Genomic DNA, 15809 nt, shown 5'->3' with positions numbered 1-15809 from the left:
AGGGTTGGTCGCCGGCGCGGACCGGATCAGTCCTTGGCGCGCTCGACGTAGGACCCGTCGGCCGTCATGACGACGACGCGGGTGCCGGCGGCGATGTGGGGCGGCACGGTCGTGCGCACGCCGTTCGACAGGGTCGCGGGCTTGTAGGACGACGAGGCGGTCTGGCCCTTCAGGACCGGCTCGGTCTCGGCGACCTCGAGCGTGACGCGCTGGGGCAGCTCGATGGTCAGCGGGACGCCGTTATGGACGGAGAGCATCACCGCCATGCCCTCCTGGAGATACGGGGCGGCGTCGCCGACCACGTCCTGCGGCACCGCGATCTGCTCGTAGTTCTCGGGGTTCATGAAATGGAACCCCTCGCCGTCGCTGTAGAGGAAGGTGTGCTCGCGATCCTCCACGAAGGCGCGCTCGACCTGCTCGGTCGTCCGGTAGCGCTCGGACACCTTCACGCCGTCCGTGATCCGGCGCATGTCGAGCTGGGTCACCGGGGTGCCCTTGCCGGGGTGGATGTTCTCGGCGAACAGGATCACGTAGAGCTTGCCGTCCTTCTCGACGACGTTGCCCTTACGGAGCGTTGAGGCGATCACCTTCACGGAATTGCGTCCTGCATTGACATGGGGGCCGGCACGCGCCAAGCGCGGGCGCTGCATCTCGGACCCCGCCACTATCGCATCTGCGCCGCGGTTGCCAGCGGGCGGGCGTGGACCGTCGATGGCAACCGGCATCGGCCGCGGCGCGTCTCCGCGGCCCGGAGCCAGTCAGGTCCGAGGATGAGAGTGCTCCAGAACGCGACGCGTCTCCGTCGGAGCCGGCCGGTCCCACCCCGGCGAGGAAGCCGGTCGTGAGCGGACCCGCCTCCCCGTGGTGGAAGGCCGGCCGCCACGCCGACCGGCGCCCGGCACTGCTCCTGCGCAACCGCGTCCTCGCGGCGTTCCGCGCGTGGTTCGCGGACCGCGACTTCGTCGAGGTCGATGCCGCCTGCCTGCAGGTCTCGCCCGGCAACGAGGCGCATCTGTCGGCCTTCGCCACGGAAGCCATCGGTGCGAGCGGCGCCCGCACGCCCCTCTACCTGCACACCTCGCCGGAATTCGCCTGCAAGAAGCTCCTGGCCGCGGGCGAGACGCGGCTGTTCAGCGTCGCCCGGGTGTTCCGCAACCGCGAGCGCGGGCCGCTGCACCATCCCGAATTCACGATGCTCGAGTGGTACCGCGCCGGCGACCCCTACACGGCGCTGATGGCGGATTGCGCCGACCTGCTCGCCGGCGCGGCCGAGACCGCCGGCGCCCGCCGCTTCACCTTCCGCGACCGGGAGACGGATCCCTTCGCCGAGCCGGAGCGCCTGACCCTGGCCGAGGCCTTCGACCGCTTCGCCGGGATTGACCTTCTGGCGAGCGTCGCGCCGGGCGGCGAGACGGACCGCGAGACTCTGGCCGCCGCCGTCGCGGTCTCCGGCCTCCGGGTCGCCCCGGACGATACCTGGGCCGACCTGTTCTCCCGCGTTCTCGTCGCGCGGATCGAGCCGCATCTCGGCTTCGGCCGCCCGACCATCCTGTGCGAGTACCCGATCAGCGAGGCCGCCCTCGCCCGTCCGGCGCCGCACGACCCGCGGGTGGCCGAGCGGTTCGAGCTCTACGCCTGCGGCGTCGAGCTGGCCAACGCGTTCGGCGAGCTGACCGACCCGGCGGAGCAGCGCTGCCGGTTCGAGGCCGAGATGGCCGAGAAGCAGCGGGTCTACGGCGAGCGCTACCCGATCGACGACGAGTTCCTCGCGGCGCTGGCCGTCATGCCGGAGGCGTCGGGAGTTGCCCTGGGCTTCGACCGCCTGGCGATGCTGGCCTGCGGGGCTACCCGGGTCGAGGACGTGATCTGGACTCCCGTGGCGGAGACGCGGCCATGAACCGGGTCCTGCGCAGCGCGGACGACCTCCTCACCGCCGGCCTGATCTCGGGGGCGGAGGCCGAGGCCCTCGGCGCCGTCCTCGCGCGCTACGCGGTCTCGGTGACGCCCGACATGGCCGAGCTGATCGACCCGCAGGACCCCGACGACCCGATCGGCCGCCAGTTCGTGCCCCGCGCCGCGGAAGCCGTGGCGACGCCGGAGGAGCGCGCCGACCCGATCGGCGACGCCGCCCACGCCCCGGTGACGGGGATCGTGCACCGCTACCCGGACCGCGTGCTGCTGAAGCCGCTCCACATCTGCCCGGTCTACTGCCGCTTCTGCTTCCGCCGGGAGATGGTCGGACCCGACGGGCTCGGGACCCTCACCGACGCCGAACTCGACGCCGCCCTCGCCTACATCGCGCAGGATGCGCGGATCTGGGAGGTGGTGCTCACCGGCGGCGACCCGTTCGCGCTCTCGCCGCGCCGCCTCGGCGCCATCGCGGAGCGCCTCGCCGCCATCCCCCATGTCCGGGTCATGCGGGTCCACACGCGCGTGCCCGTGGTGAAGCCCGATCTCGTCTCCGACGCCCTCGTCGAAGCGCTCAAGCGGTTCGGGCGCGCGGTCTTCGTCGCCGTCCACGCCAACCATCCGCGGGAATTCACCGCCGCCGCCAGCGCCGCCTGCGCCCGCTTGGTCGATGCCGGCATTCCCCTGGTCAGCCAGTCGGTGCTCCTGCGCGGCGTCAACGACGAGGCCGCGACCCTCGAGGCGCTGATGCGGGTCCTCGTCGAGAACCGGATCAAACCGTACTATCTCCACCACGGCGACCTGGCCCCCGGGACGGCTCACCTGCGCACGGACGTGCCCGAGGGGCAGGCGCTGATGCGCGCCCTGCGCGGCCGCCTCTCCGGCCTCGCCCAGCCGACCTACGTGCTCGACATTCCCGGCGGCCACGGCAAGGTGCCGATCGGACCGGGCTACCTGCACGACACCCCCGACGGGGTGCGCGTGACCGATCCGGGCGGGCAGGACCACGCCTACCCGCCGAAGGCGTGACGGAGACTCTTCGATTATGCGCAGGCTTTGGGGCCGCCTCACCTCGGTGAACGTGCAGAAGGCGGTGTGGGGACTCGACGAGACGGGCCTGCCGTATGAGCGGGTCGAGGCCGGCGGCGCCCACGGGGTCGTCGACGACCCCGGCTACCGCGCGATGAACCCGAACGGCCTCGTCCCGACCTTGGAGGAGGACGGCTTCGTCCTGTGGGAATCCAACGCGATCCTCCGCTACCTGGCGGCGGTGAGCCCGGCCCTGGCCCTGCCGGCTGACCCCCGGGCGCGCGCCCACGCGGAGCAGTGGCTCGACTGGCAGGCCACGAGCTTCACGCCGGCCATGCGCGACGCCTTCTGGCAGCTCTACCGCGCGGCCGATCCGGACCGCGGCCTGATCGCCGCATCGCTGAAGAAGAGCGAGGCCATGGCGGAGATCCTCGACCGCCATCTCGCGGACCGGACCTACGCGGTCGGCGACAGCTTCGGCATCGCCGACATCGCCCTCGGCTGCGCGGCGCATCGCTGGCTGAACCTTCCGGCCGAGCGGATCGAGCGCCCGGCGCTGCGGCGCTGGTACGACCGGATCGCCGCCCGGCCCGGCGCCGCCCGGGCGCTCGGCGAGCCCATCGCCTGACGGCCGCCGCGGGCGCCCGGAGCCTTGCCGGCACGCCCGCGCGATCCACTTTCCCCGACCGCGCCGCCCGGACCGGGACCGGCCTTTCACGGAGCCCCCGATGGCGATCGACCCGACCCTGCGCGACGCGCTCTCCGCCGTGACACCGGCGAGCCTCGCCCGCGCCCTGGCGCGGGCCGGGGTGAAGGCCTGCACGCCGCACGGGCTCTCGGCGCGGGGGAGCGGAACCGTGGTCGGGCCCGCCTACACGATGCGGATGATCCCGGCCCGCGACGACGCCGCGGGCGATCTCGCCGCGGCCATCGATGCCGTCCCCGAAGGCGCTGTGGTCGTGATCGATGCCGCGGCCTCCGCCCTCGCCCTGCCATTCGGAGCGATCCTGGCGGCACGCCTCGCCCAGCGCGGCGCCGTCGGTCTGATCACCGACGCGGCCCTGCCCGAGGAGATCGGCCTCCCCGCCTGGTGCCGGCCGGCCGCGGCCACAGGGGCCCTGGCCCTGGTCGGCACGCAGGAGCGCGTCGCCTGCGGCGGCGCCGCCATCCATCCCGGCGATATCCTGGTCGGCGACTCGAGCGGCCTCGTCGCCGTGCCGGCGGCGCTCGCCGAGCGGGTCGCCCTGGAGGCCGTCGAGCAGCAGCGCCTCGATCTCTGGATCCAGCGCGAGGTCGAGCGCGGCGCCGACCTCGCGAGTCTCCTTCCGCCGGACGCCGCGGCGCTCGCCCGGTTCGAGGCCGAGACGAAGCCGGCCTGAGCACCGTGTTCTTCCCCGTCTCGAAGGTGATCTTCTTCCTGATCACCCCGTCGAACTTCTGCATCTTCGCGATCCTGCTCGGGATCGCCGTCGCGGCGGTGACGCGGTGGCGGAGGACCGGCCTCGGCTTGGCGCTGCTCGGCACCCTGCTGCTCGGCGCGGCCGGGCTGGCGCCCCTGTCGGACGTGGCCCTGATCCCCCTCGAGCAGCGCTTCCCCGCCTATCCGGAAGACGGGCCGGCCCCGGCCGGGATCATCGTGCTGGGCGGCGGCATCGAGACGGGCCTCTCGGAGGCGCGTCGCCAGATCGTCGTCAACGATGCCGGCGAGCGGCCGATCTATCTCGCCGACCTCGCCCGGCGATACCCGGCGGCGCGGCTGGTCTTCTCCGGCGGCAGCGGCTTCATCGCGGGCGGCATGGCCGAAGCCGACATCGTGAGCCGGCAGGCGGACGTGATCGGCGTGCCGCGGACGCGTCTCATCCTGGAGAACCGCTCGCGCAACACCCACGAGAACGCCGCCTTCTCGGCGGCCCTGGTGCAGCCGAAGCCCGGCGAGCGCTGGCTGCTCGTGACCTCGGCCTGGCACATGCCCCGGGCGGTCGGCTGCTTCCGCCAGGCCGGATTCGCGGTGGACGCCTTCCCGGTGGATTACCGGACCCGCGGCTGGGGCGACGTCGCGCATTTCCACGGCTTCGCGTCGGACGGGCTGCTCCAGTTCGACTTGGCCGTGAAGGAGTGGATCGGCCTCGTCGCCTATCGCCTGTCCGGCTACACGCCGGACTGGCTGCCGGGACCGGATTCCAGGGGGGCTTCCGAGGCCGCATCGGAGGCCGGCAGCGACAGGCGGTAGATCCCGCGGAAATCGTCCGGGTCGACGGGCTTCCCCTTCCGCAGGATCGCGATCCGCTCGGCATGGGCGAGCCGCACCGCGACCCGGCGCACAGGCTGCATCAGCGGGCCCCAGCCGTCCGGGTGCGGGCCGCCGAGGGCGCGGGCTACCTCCGAGGGGCAGACGGTCTTGTCGGCGCCGCGCTCGGCCACGAGGCGCAGCATCGCCGTCTCGATCGCGGCGTCGTCGGGTCGTGGGTCGGTCATGTGCGGGCCTCTTCGGCGGGCGACAGGAGCGGCGCCTCGAGCGGTCCCTCGTGGGGCCCCTCTCCGGCTTCGAGGAGCGCCTTGCGGATCTCCGAGGCAAACTGGCGGCGCCACATGATAATCACGACGGCCGTCGTCGAGACGAACAGCACGTAGGGGCTGATGAACCAGCCGAGATAGGCCAGTGCGAAGAAGAACGCGCGCTGACCGCGGGCGAAGTGCCGCCCGGCGCTGACGTTCATGGCCGCGAGCCGCCGCACCGCCCGCAGCATCTCGACGTCGCTCGTGCCGGACCCCTTGTGCGGCACGGCGCCCAGCAGGATCGCCGTGTAATTGAACAGCCTGTAGGCCCAGGCGAACTTGAAGAACGCGTAGACGAAGATCAGCGCGAGGCCGGCGACCTTCAGCTCCCAGGTTAGGCGATTGGCCACCGTCCCGAAGGGCAGCGTGGCGAACAGGTTCAGGACGTCGTCCCCGGAGCGCGACAGGGTCAGGACGGAACCCAGCGCGATGAGCGAGGTCGAGGCGAAGAAGGCCGTGCCGTTCTGCAGCGACGCGTTGATCTGCGTGTCGACCACCCGGTTGTCGCGGCCGATGACCTGGCGCGCCCAGTTGGCCCGGTGGCCGTTCATGATCTGGCTGAGGGAGACCATCCTGCCGCGCAGCCGGCCGACGGACAGGCCGTAGGCGATCCAGGCGAGGACGAAGTAGAGCAGCGCCGCGAGATCGAGATGCGAGAAGGCGGCGCTGCCGGCGGACAGGTCGGTCATGGTCTCCGGATGGCGGATACGCGAAGGGGCCGTCCGCCATACCAGTCCGCGGGCGCGCGCTGAACCCGCGGCGGCGATCTCAGTCGCGCAGGATCCGGAATTCGCCGTCGCGCGGCACGTCGCCGCCGTCCCGCGCGGCCACGTCGGTCACGCGCGCACCCGGCGGACCCGACCGGCACAGGGCCGCCATCTCCGCCACGGCCTCCGTCGCGCCGCTGAAGACCGCCTCGACCGTGCCGTCGTCGCGGTTGCGCACGGAGCCGGAGAGGCCGCGGGCGCGGGCCTCGGACTGCGTCCAGGCCCGGTAGGACACGCCCTGGACGCGACCGGTGACGATGACGGAGATCGTCCGGGTCTCGCTCATGCGGGCGCGGTCTCGCCTGGAAGGGCCCGCGCCGGCGGCGCGGGCCGGGATGGCCTCACTCGGCCGCGATCGGGCGACGCATGCCGGCGCCGAGGGCCGGGGTCCGCGTCGCGCCGGTGCGGACATGCGTGGAGTAGAGCATCAGGCCCGTGAAGGCGATGCCGCCCACGATGTTCCCGATCAGCGTCGGGATCTCGTTCCAGAGCAGGTAGTCCATCACCGTCAGGTGGCCGCCCATGAGGATCGCCGACGGGAACAGGAACATGTTCACCACCGAGTGCTCGAAGGTCATGAAGAAGAACACCGTGATCGGCATCCACATCGCGATGACCTTGCCGGGCACCGAGGTCGACAGCATGGCGCCGATGACGCCGGTCGAGACCATCCAGTTGCACAGCATGGCGCGGACGAAGAGCGTCAGCATCCCCGAGGCGCCGTACTTCTCGTAGCCGAGGGTGCGCGCCTCGCCGATCCCGGCGATGAGCTTGCCGACGGCGTTCGGCTCGGTGGCGAAGCCGAAGGTGAAGACGATCGACATCATCACCGCGGTGGTCAGGGCGCCCGCGAAGTTGCCGAAGAAGACCAGCACCCAGTTGCGGGCGACGCCGGCCACGGTGACGCCGGGGCGCTTGTCGATGAGGGCGAGCGGCGTGAGCACGCAGACGCCGGTGAACAGGTCGTAGCCGAGCAGGTAAAGCATCGAGAAGCCGACCGGGAACAGCAGCGCCGCGACCAGCGGCTGGCCGGTCGCCTGGTTGACGCTCACCGCGAAGGCGGCGGCGAGCGCCAGGATCGCGCCGGCCATGTAGGCTCGGATGAACGTGTCCTTGGTAGCCATGAAGACCTTCGCCTCACCGGCATCGACGGCCTTCTTCACGAAATCGGCGGGCGCCAGATACGACATGCACAACTCTCCCTCGCGAACGCACGCCGATCGTCGTTGACCGACGGGCGCGCCGCGCAATCACGGATGGCCGGACGGGCGCGGTGCTGCCGCTCGCCCTCCAGCTCGCTCGTGGGCAAGCATGTCGCGTACCAACTGCGCGACGCTCAGGCGGGCAGGCCGCGGGCCCAGGTGCCGAGTTCCCGAAGATAGGCGGGCGGCAGCTGCGCCGCGCGCGCCGCCGCGACGACCGCCTCCAGGTACCCGGGCCTCGGACGCCCGGGCGCCGTCGAGCATCCGCGATAGATCAGGGCGCGCTTGACGCCCTCCCCGGTGCGGACCGGCAGCGCCGCCTTGGTGTAGAGCCCCCCGGCGACGCCCTCGTAGCGGTCGAGGGCCGGGATGTCGTCGGGAGCGAGTTCCCACAGGACGCCCCAGACGGTGCGCCTTCGATCGGGCACGACGGACGCGTAGCCCTCGCGCATGATGATGAAGCGGTGGTTCGGCAGATGTCCGCCGCCGATCAGCCGCGAAACCGGGCAGCGCAGCGCCATCGCGGCGGCATCCATGTTGGCGCCGTAGGCGAAATAGAGGGGCATGCCGGAGCTGTGAGAGCCTACTCGCCCGCGGGAGGATCGAGGCGCCGCGCGGCCCGCTCGTTCGCGCGCACGGCCGCGTAGGCGATCGCCAACGTGATCGCCGGAATGCCGAACGTTACGAAGATCCAGTCGTAGTTCACGGCTTCAGGCTCCGGAGGGCACGCCTCGCGCCGTAATGTAGTGCGCAGCCGGTCCCAAGCCGAACGAGCGTGAAGATCGCGTTCTCGACGCGCAGCGCCGGTGCACTCGGCACACCGAAGCTCGCGGCCGTCATCGGCGTGACGAAGCCGATGACGGCCGCGAGCGCGACGCGTGCCCCGCGATCAGGCGAATTCCAGGATCACCGCGTCGACCGCGAGACTGTCGCCCTCCTTGGCGTGGATCTTCCCCACCGTCGCGTCGCGCTCGGCGCGGAGGACGTTCTCCATCTTCATGGCCTCGACGACCGCGATCGGCTCGCCGTTCTTCACCTCCTGGCCCTCGGTGACGAGGATCTGCTTCACGAGGCCGGGCATCGGGCAGAGCACCTGCTTGCCCGAGCCGGCCTGCTCCTTCACCGGCATCAGGGCGGCGAGCTCCGCCTCGCGGCGGGTGTAGACCCGGGCCTCGGCGGCCGCGCCGGCGTGCTGCAGGAACACGCCGTTGAGCAGGCTGCGCACCTGGATCGCCACGCGCTCCGAGCCAATCGTGCCGATCCAGACCGGCTCGCCCGGGCGCCAGGCGCTCGCCACCGTGAGCGCCGTGCCGTCGTCGCGGGTGACGAGGATGTCCTCGCCCTCCGGCTCGACCGTCACCGGGAAGGATTGACCCGCCAGGATCACCACGCGCTCACGCTCGAAGGCGAAGAGGCCGGGCGCGCGCATCTGCCCGGAGATGCCGCGCTTGCGCTGGTTGAGCTTGTGGTCGATCGCCGCCGCCGCCGCCATCATGCGGATCGCCACCGGGCCGGCGGGCTCCGGAGCCGTGAAACCCTCGGGGAATTCCTCGGCGATGAAGCCTGTGGACAGCCGACCCTCCTGCCAGCGCGGATGGGCCATCAGCGCCGAGAGGAACGGGATGTTGTGGCGGATGCCGTCGATGGCGAAGGCGTCGAGGGCCTCGCCCTGCGCGGCGATCGCCTCGGCCCGGGTGGGCGCCCAGGAGACCAGCTTGGCGATCATCGGGTCGTAGTGGATGGCGATCTCGCCGCCCTCCTCCACGCCGGTATCGTTGCGGATGATCGCCGTGCCCTGCTGGCCCTCCTCCGGCGGACGGTAGGTGGTCAGCCGACCGATCGAGGGCAGGAAGTTGCGGGTCGGGTCCTCGGCGTAGACGCGGCTCTCGACCGCCCAGCCGTTCAGCTTCACGTCGTCCTGGGTGATCGGCAGCTTCTCGCCGGCCGCGACGCGGATCATCAGCTCGACGAGGTCGAGGCCGGTGATCATCTCGGTGACCGGATGCTCGACCTGCAGACGGGTGTTCATCTCCAGGAAGTAGAAGGACTTGTCCTGCCCAGCGACGAACTCGACCGTGCCGGCCGAATCGTAGTTCACCGCCTTGGCGAGCGCGACGGCCTGCTCGCCCATCTTACGGCGGGTCTTCTTGTCGAGGAGCGGCGACGGCGCCTCCTCGATCACTTTCTGGTTACGGCGCTGGATCGAGCACTCGCGCTCGCCGAGGTAGACGACGTTGCCGTGCTTGTCGCCGATCAGCTGGATCTCGATGTGGCGCGGGTCGGTGATGAACTTCTCGATGAAGACGCGGTCGTCGCCGAAGGAGGAGGCCGCCTCCGACTTGGCGCGGGCGAAGCCCTCCGCCACTTCCTCGCCCGAGTAGGCGATGCGCATCCCCTTGCCGCCGCCGCCCGCGGAGGCCTTGATCATCACCGGGTAACCGATCTCGTCGGCGATCTTCCTGGCGTGTTCGGGTGATTCGATCACGCCGAGGAAGCCCGGAACCGTCGAGACCTCGGCGGCGGCGGCCGCCTTCTTCGACTCGATCTTGTCGCCCATGGCGGCGATGGCCCCCGGGTTGGGGCCGATGAACACGATGCCGGCGGCCTCGAGCGCCTTCGGGAAGGCCTCGCGCTCGGAGAGGAAGCCGTATCCCGGATGGACGGCCTGGGCGCCGGTCTTCTTGCAGGCCTCGACGATCTTCTCGATCACGAGGTACGATTCGGAGGCGGCAGCGGGCCCGATATGCACGGCCTCGTCGGCCATGGCGACGTGCACGGCGTCGCGATCGGCATCCGAGTAGACCGCTACGGTCTTGATGCCCATCCTTCGGGCCGTCTTGATCACCCGGCAGGCGATCTCACCCCGGTTGGCAATCAGGATCTTGTCGAACATCGCTGGCGCACTGCTTTCGAGATCGCCGGATTGCGCACCGGCTTGACTGTCCCGATAGATCAGTTGCGCCGCGGACGGAAGCTGCGCCTTGGTCTGAGGCTCAGGCGGCCAGGGCGAAGGTCATGCGCGGGGCCTGGACCGTGTCGCGGGCGCGACGGTTGGCCTCGAGGGCGAAGGCCACCAGTGATTCGGCGCTGCTCTCGGCCTCGCGGACGACTTCCATGGCGATCCGGGCACCCACCGCGCTCGGGCCGTCGCGGCCGCTGAGCGAGGCGGCGAGCCACGCGGCGACGTCGCGGTCGATGTAGCCGGTCGGGCGCGAGCCCCACACGGCGAAGTCGACGACCGAGGCGACCAGGAAGTCGGCGAAGGCGTCGGAACCGATCACCGCCCGCTCGAGGGCGATCAGGAGGTCGGCCTCCTCGCGGTTCATGAGGCCGTCCGGGAGAACCTCGCGCTTCAGGACGAACAGGTCCTCGTCGCTGATCGTGCCGGCCGAGACAGCATGGTTGCAGAACTGTTGAACGGAAATGGTGGTCATGATCGCCTGCCTCCCCGACCTTTGTTGCGGTCGGCTCTAGTCCCTGTGTGTCTTCAACTTACGGGACCGCTCCCCTTCCAGAGGTTAATGGCGAGATCTGAACGGAAGTTCAGGTAAACACCCCCCGAGCAAGCAGGCTTATTGGGACGTTGACCGGTTGCGTTACCGGACGATGACCGTGGCTCCCACGGGCACCCGGTTGTAGAGGTCGACCACGTCGATGTTGCGCATCCGGATGCAGCCCGAGGAGACCGCCTGGCCGATCTTCTCGGGCTCGTTCGTGCCGTGGATCCGGTAGAGCGTGTCCCGACCGCGATCCGACAGGTACAGGGCGCGGGCGCCGAGCGGGTTCATCGGGCCGCCCTGCATGGCGTGGACGTGCGGCCAGCGCCGGATCATCTCGGCCGGCGGGTTCCAGGCCGGCCACTCCGCCTTGCGGTCGATCCGGGCCGTGCCGGTCCAGCCATACGCCTCGTCGCCCACCGACACGCCGTAGCGCATCGCCCGGCCGTTCGGCAGGACGAGGTAGAGCTGGCGCTCCTTGGTTTCGACGACGATCGTGCCGGGCGCTTCCCGGGTCGGGTCGGCGATCTCGTAGCGGGCGAAGTGCGGATCGAACTCGGCCTCGGGCACCAGGGCCATGTACTCGGCGTCGCGGGCCGAGAGCGCCGGATCGGGCACGCCCTTGAAGGTGCAGCCCGCCAGCAGCAGGGCGCAGCCGAGTCCCGAGATGATGCGCATATCCCCGCCTCGAAGGTCGTCGCGACCGCGGACGGGGCGCGCGGATCGCCGATCCGGGTCCGTCCCGTGGAAGAATCACGCAACCATAAGGGGGCAACGGCACCCCGCCGTAGTCCGCGCGTTGGGCCCGTGGCACATTGCCGGCTCCTGTTGCCGGTGCGCGACAGGCGAGCATCCCGGGAGCGACCCTCGTGACCACCCTCTACGTGAGCCATCCCGCCAGCTTCGATCACGAGGTCCCCGAGGGGCATCCGGAGCGACCGGCCCGGATGCGCGCGGTGGAGCGGGCCCTGGAGGACGAGCGCTTCGCGGGCCTCGTGCGGGCCACCGCGCCCCGGGGCGAGATCGAGGCCGTCACCCTCGCGCACCCGCGCGAGTACGTGGACGCGCTGGTGGCGGCGGTGCCCGAACACGGGATGGTCGGCATCGATTCCGACACGATCCTGTCGGCGGGCAGCCTCGAGGCGACGCTGCGGGCCGTGGGTGGCGGGATGCATGCCGTCGACGCCGTCGTCGGCGGCGAGTGCCGCAACGCCTTCGTGGCCATGCGCCCGCCCGGCCACCACGCGGAGCGGACCCGCGCGATGGGCTTCTGCCTGTTCAACCACGCCGCCATCGCGGCGCTGCACGCCCGGAAGAAGCACGGCGCCGAGCGGGTGGCGCTCGTGGACTGGGACGTCCACCACGGCAACGGCAGCCAGGACATCTTCTGGAACGACGCCTCTGTGCTCTACTGCTCGACCCACCAGATGCCGCTCTACCCGGGAACCGGATCGCCGTCCGAGCGGGGCGAGAAGGATACGATCGTCAACGTGCCGCTGCGGCCGAACGACGACGGCGAGGTGTTCCGCGAGGCGTTCGAGACCGGCATCCTCTCCCGCCTGGAGGCGTTCCGCCCGGACGTGATCGTGATCTCCGCCGGCTTCGACGCGCACCGGCTGGACCCGCTCGCCAACCTGCGGCTGGAGGCCGAGGATTTCGGCTGGGCGACCCGCCGCCTGATGGACCTGGCCGAGCGCTGCGCGGGCGGCCGGGTCGTCTCGATCCTCGAGGGCGGCTACAGCCTCGAGGGCCTCGGCAAGTCGGTGGCCGCCCACGTCGACGCGCTGATGGGCCGCTGACGGCGGCTGCGTTGCGGTCGTCCGGCGGCACGCGATAATCGGCGTCTCGGAGGAGATCGCCGCCATGCCGCCACGGAACCGTCTGCGCCCACCCCTGCGGAGCATTCCCGTCCCGGCCGCGGGCACCGCTCGATGACGCTCGCGGGCTTCCTGACCTACGCGCTGGCCCTCGGGGTCGCTGCCGCGATCCCCGGGCCCGGCGTCGTCGCCCTCGTCGCCCGGGCCCTGGGCGCCGGTTTCGGCGCCGCGATGGCCTTCTCGCTCGGCCTGATCCTCGGCGACCTGACCTATCTCGCCGCCGCGATCTTCAGCCTGTCGCTGATCGCGGAGGCGCTCGGGGCGGTCTTCGTCGTCGTCCGCTACGGCGCGGCGCTCTACCTGGCCTACCTGGCGTTCCGGCTCTGGCGCGCGGCCGGAGCCGCAGCCCGGGTCGAGGGGGAATCGCGGGACCGGCCGTGGACCAGCTTCGTCGCCGGGCTGACCATCACCTTGGGCAATCCGAAGACGATCGTCTTCTACCTCGCGATCCTGCCAACGCTCGTCGATCTGCGGGGCGTGACGGCGGCGGATTGCGTCAGCCTCGTCGTCATCACGGCCGCGATCCTCTTCGCCGTGATGACGCCCTACGCGGCGCTGGCGGCGCGGGCGCGCGAGTCTCTCCGGCGGCCGGCCTTTCGCGCGCGGCTGAACCGCGGCGCCGCGGCGATCATGGCCGGCGCGGCGGTCTGGACCGTCCTGCGCCGCGCCTGACCGGTGCGCTCTTCCGGGCCTCAGCCCTCCAGGGGCTCGTCGCCCAGGAGCTCGATACCGAAGCCCGAGAGGCCGACATAGGAGCGGGACGAGGTGGCGAGGTTGCGGATCGAGACCACGCCGAGATCGCGCAGGATCTGGGCGCCGAGCCCGACCTCGCGCCACTGCCGCGCCCGGAGCGCCTCCGTACCCTCGTCGGTGACGCTCTTGACCGGGACACCCGCGGTGCCGTCCCGGAGATAGACCAGCACGCCGCGCCCGGCCGCCGCGAAGCGCTTGAGCACGGCGTCGATCTGCTTGCCGCCGCCGATCACGTCGGCAGCGACGTTGGAGCGGTGCAGGCGCACCAGCACGTCGCGGCCGTCGCCGATCTCGCCCATCACGAACGCGAATTGCTGGATCGACTCGAAGGGCGTCGAGAAGACGTAAGCGTTCAGGTCGCCGTGGTTCGAGCGCACCGGGAAGTGTCCGACCCGCTCCACCAGACGATCGCGGGCCTGCCGATAGGCGATCAGGTCAGCCACCGAGACCTGCTTGAGGCCGTGCTTCTCGGCGAAGGTCTCGATCTGCGGCCCCTTCATGACGGTGCCGTCGTCGTTGGCGAGCTCGCAGATCACGCCCACGGGCGGCAGCTCGGCGAGGCGGCACAGGTCGACGGCGGCCTCGGTGTGGCCCGAGCGCATGAGTACGCCGCCGTCGCGGGCGATCAGCGGGAAGACGTGGCCGGGCCGCACGAAGTCGCCGGCGCCCATGTTGCCGTTGGCCAGCGCCCGCACGGTGTTGCAGCGCTGCTCCGCCGAGATGCCGGTCGTCAGCCCGTGCTTGACGTCGACCGTGACCGTGAAGGCCGTGCCCAGCGGTGCGTCGTTCGACGCGACCATCGGGGCGAGGTGCAGGCGCTGCGCCTCGCTCTGGGTGATCGGCGCGCAGACGATGCCGCAGGTGTTGCGGATGATGAACGCCATCTTCTCCGGCGTGCAGAGCGAGGCGGCGACGACGAGGTCGCCCTCGTTCTCGCGGTCGTCGTCGTCGGTGACGACCACGATCTCGCCGCGGGCGAAGGCCGCGATGGCCTCTGTGACGGTGCAGTGGGGCACGGGCATTCTCGAATCGTTGGGACGGACCCGGATCAAGGCTGGGATCCGACCTGTCCGCGATGGCGCAGATAGTGATCGGCCAGCACGCAGGCCATCATGGCCTCCGCGACCGGCACGGCGCGGATGCCGACACAGGGATCGTGCCGGCCCTTGGTGACGAGATCGACCTCGCCGCCGTCGCGGGTGACGGAGCGGCGCGGGGTCAGGATCGAGGAGGTCGGCTTCACGGCGAACCGCACCACGACCGGCTCGCCGTTGGAGATGCCGCCCAGGATGCCGCCCGCGTGGTTCGCCAGGAAGCGCGGCCGGCCGCCGTTGCCGGCCCGCATCTCGTCCGCGTTGTCCTCGCCGCGCAGGGCCGCCGCCGCGAACCCGTCGCCGATCTCGACGCCCTTCACGGCGTTGATCGACATCATCGCGGCGGCCAGGTCCGCGTCCAGCTTGCCGTAGACCGGTGCGCCGAGACCGGGCGGCACGCCCTCGGCGACGACCTCGATGACGGCGCCGACCGACGAGCCGTCCTTCCGGAGTCCGTCGAGATAGGTCTCGTAGAAGGACGCCGTCTCGGCATCGGGGCAGAAGAACGGGTTTTTGCCGACCGCGTCCCAGTCCCAGCGGGACCGGTCGATGGCGTGCGGGCCCATCTGCACGAGGGCCGCCCGAATGGTCACGCCCTGGATGACCTTGCGCGCCACCGCGCCGGCCGCGACCCGCGCGGCGGTCTCGCGCGCCGAGGACCGGCCGCCGCCGCGGTAGTCGCGGATGCCGTACTTCACGTCGTAGGTGTAGTCGGCGTGGCCGGGGCGGTAGCTGTCGCGGATCTCCGAGTAGTCCTTCGAGCGCTGATCCGTGTTCTCGATCATCAGCGCGATCGGGGTGCCGGTGGTGAGCTGGCGGCCGCCGGTGCGGTCGTCCGCGAAGACGCCGGACAGGATCTTGACCTGATCGGGCTCGCGGCGCTGCGTCGTGAAGCGCGACTGGCCGGGCTTCCGGCGATCCAGCTCGGCCTGGATCTCCTCGGCCTCCAGGGGCAGGCCGGGCGGGCAGCCGTCGACGACGCAGCCGAGCGCGATCCCGTGGCTCTCGCCGAAGGTCGTGACGCGGAACAGGTGGCCGAAGGTGTTGTGCGACATGGCGCGGCTGCCTTAGCGCGGGAGCGGCGGGGGCACAAACGCGGCCCGTGCAGGGCGGCCGGGCAGGCCCG

The 15809-nt window shown here is 71.3% G+C and carries 19 protein-coding genes; 7 read left to right on the top strand and 12 right to left on the bottom strand.

The features are described 5' to 3' along the window. Positions 1-26 precede the first annotated feature (26 nt). Positions 27-650, bottom strand: coding sequence for an elongation factor P (gene efp, locus ACX9MN_RS11435; RefSeq protein WP_199778764.1), 624 nt, complete (start codon positions 648-650; stop codon positions 27-29). A 191-nt stretch (positions 651-841) separates the two neighbouring features. Between efp and epmA the strand changes: the two genes are divergently transcribed. From epmA to ACX9MN_RS11410, 5 genes are all read left to right on the top strand, one after another. After that, positions 842-1897: an EF-P lysine aminoacylase EpmA gene (gene epmA / locus ACX9MN_RS11430; protein ID WP_489724449.1), complete on the top strand. Its 1056-nt coding sequence runs from the start codon at positions 842-844 to the stop codon at positions 1895-1897. After that, complete coding sequence (locus ACX9MN_RS11425; protein WP_489724448.1) at positions 1894-2937, top strand: lysine-2,3-aminomutase-like protein; 1044 nt, start codon at positions 1894-1896, stop codon at positions 2935-2937. Before epmA ends, ACX9MN_RS11425 begins: the two co-directional genes overlap by 4 nt. Positions 2938-2953: 16 nt before the next feature. Next, positions 2954-3565 carry a glutathione S-transferase family protein gene (locus tag ACX9MN_RS11420; protein ID WP_042675274.1) on the top strand — a complete coding sequence of 204 codons (612 nt, stop codon included), beginning with the start codon at positions 2954-2956 and terminating at the stop codon, positions 3563-3565. Between the two features lie 100 nt (positions 3566-3665). Then, positions 3666-4316: an RraA family protein gene (locus tag ACX9MN_RS11415; RefSeq protein ID WP_020092063.1), complete on the top strand. Its 651-nt coding sequence runs from the start codon at positions 3666-3668 to the stop codon at positions 4314-4316. 5 nt (positions 4317-4321) lie between these two features. Then, on the top strand, positions 4322-5167 hold the full coding sequence (locus ACX9MN_RS11410; protein WP_489724447.1) for a YdcF family protein: 846 nt from the start codon (positions 4322-4324) through the stop codon (positions 5165-5167). Here the strand turns inward: ACX9MN_RS11410 and ACX9MN_RS11405 are convergent. The 9 genes from ACX9MN_RS11405 to ACX9MN_RS11365 form a co-directional block, all read right to left on the bottom strand. Beyond that, a complete protein-coding gene (locus ACX9MN_RS11405; RefSeq protein ID WP_489724446.1) occupies positions 5086-5412 on the bottom strand; it encodes a DUF3253 domain-containing protein in 327 nt (108 codons plus the stop codon). The two genes, ACX9MN_RS11410 and ACX9MN_RS11405, sit on opposite strands and share 82 nt — an antisense overlap. Next, positions 5409-6182 (bottom strand): DUF599 domain-containing protein, encoded by a 774-nt coding sequence (locus ACX9MN_RS11400; RefSeq protein ID WP_020092060.1) that lies wholly within the window; start codon positions 6180-6182, stop codon positions 5409-5411. Before ACX9MN_RS11400 ends, ACX9MN_RS11405 begins: the two co-directional genes overlap by 4 nt. A gap of 79 nt (positions 6183-6261) precedes the next feature. Then, positions 6262-6546, bottom strand: coding sequence for an acylphosphatase (locus ACX9MN_RS11395; protein WP_489724445.1), 285 nt, complete (start codon positions 6544-6546; stop codon positions 6262-6264). A gap of 55 nt (positions 6547-6601) precedes the next feature. Next, entirely contained in the window at positions 6602-7450 is an 849-nt protein-coding gene (locus ACX9MN_RS11390; RefSeq protein WP_020092058.1) for a formate/nitrite transporter family protein, read from the bottom strand. A gap of 146 nt (positions 7451-7596) precedes the next feature. Beyond that, on the bottom strand, positions 7597-8028 hold the full coding sequence (locus tag ACX9MN_RS11385; RefSeq protein ID WP_091676826.1) for a gamma-glutamylcyclotransferase family protein: 432 nt from the start codon (positions 8026-8028) through the stop codon (positions 7597-7599). Positions 8029-8045: 17 nt separating this feature from the next. Beyond that, on the bottom strand, positions 8046-8168 hold the full coding sequence (locus ACX9MN_RS11380; RefSeq protein ID WP_273564484.1) for a hypothetical protein: 123 nt from the start codon (positions 8166-8168) through the stop codon (positions 8046-8048). A gap of 183 nt (positions 8169-8351) precedes the next feature. Then, positions 8352-10355, bottom strand: coding sequence for an acetyl-CoA carboxylase biotin carboxylase subunit (locus tag ACX9MN_RS11375; protein ID WP_020092055.1), 2004 nt, complete (start codon positions 10353-10355; stop codon positions 8352-8354). Between the two features lie 100 nt (positions 10356-10455). Further along, a complete protein-coding gene (locus ACX9MN_RS11370) occupies positions 10456-10896 on the bottom strand; it encodes a hypothetical protein (RefSeq protein ID WP_489724444.1) in 441 nt (146 codons plus the stop codon). A 162-nt stretch (positions 10897-11058) separates the two neighbouring features. Next, complete coding sequence (locus ACX9MN_RS11365) at positions 11059-11637, bottom strand: L,D-transpeptidase (RefSeq protein ID WP_020092053.1); 579 nt, start codon at positions 11635-11637, stop codon at positions 11059-11061. Positions 11638-11828: 191 nt separating this feature from the next. On the opposite strand from ACX9MN_RS11365, the gene ACX9MN_RS11360 reads away from it, so the two are divergent. Together ACX9MN_RS11360 and ACX9MN_RS11355 are read left to right on the top strand one after the other, a co-directional pair. Further along, positions 11829-12758 carry a histone deacetylase family protein gene (locus tag ACX9MN_RS11360; RefSeq protein WP_020092052.1) on the top strand — a complete coding sequence of 310 codons (930 nt, stop codon included), beginning with the start codon at positions 11829-11831 and terminating at the stop codon, positions 12756-12758. Positions 12759-12890: 132 nt separating this feature from the next. Then, positions 12891-13508, top strand: a complete 618-nt coding sequence (locus ACX9MN_RS11355; RefSeq protein WP_489724443.1) for a LysE family translocator — start codon at positions 12891-12893, stop codon at positions 13506-13508. Between the two features lie 20 nt (positions 13509-13528). Here the strand turns inward: ACX9MN_RS11355 and ribB are convergent, their stop codons facing one another. Both ribB and aroC read right to left on the bottom strand, forming a co-directional pair. After that, positions 13529-14605 carry a 3,4-dihydroxy-2-butanone-4-phosphate synthase gene (ribB, locus tag ACX9MN_RS11350; RefSeq protein ID WP_489725223.1) on the bottom strand — a complete coding sequence of 359 codons (1077 nt, stop codon included), beginning with the start codon at positions 14603-14605 and terminating at the stop codon, positions 13529-13531. 32 nt (positions 14606-14637) lie between these two features. Then, entirely contained in the window at positions 14638-15738 is a 1101-nt protein-coding gene (gene aroC / locus ACX9MN_RS11345; RefSeq protein ID WP_042675260.1) for a chorismate synthase, read from the bottom strand. Positions 15739-15809 lie beyond the last annotated feature (71 nt).

This window comes from Methylobacterium sp. 1A (assembly GCF_058072805.1).
Note: the sequence above shows the minus strand (reverse complement) of the source record. Positions and strands in the feature narration are given on the sequence as shown.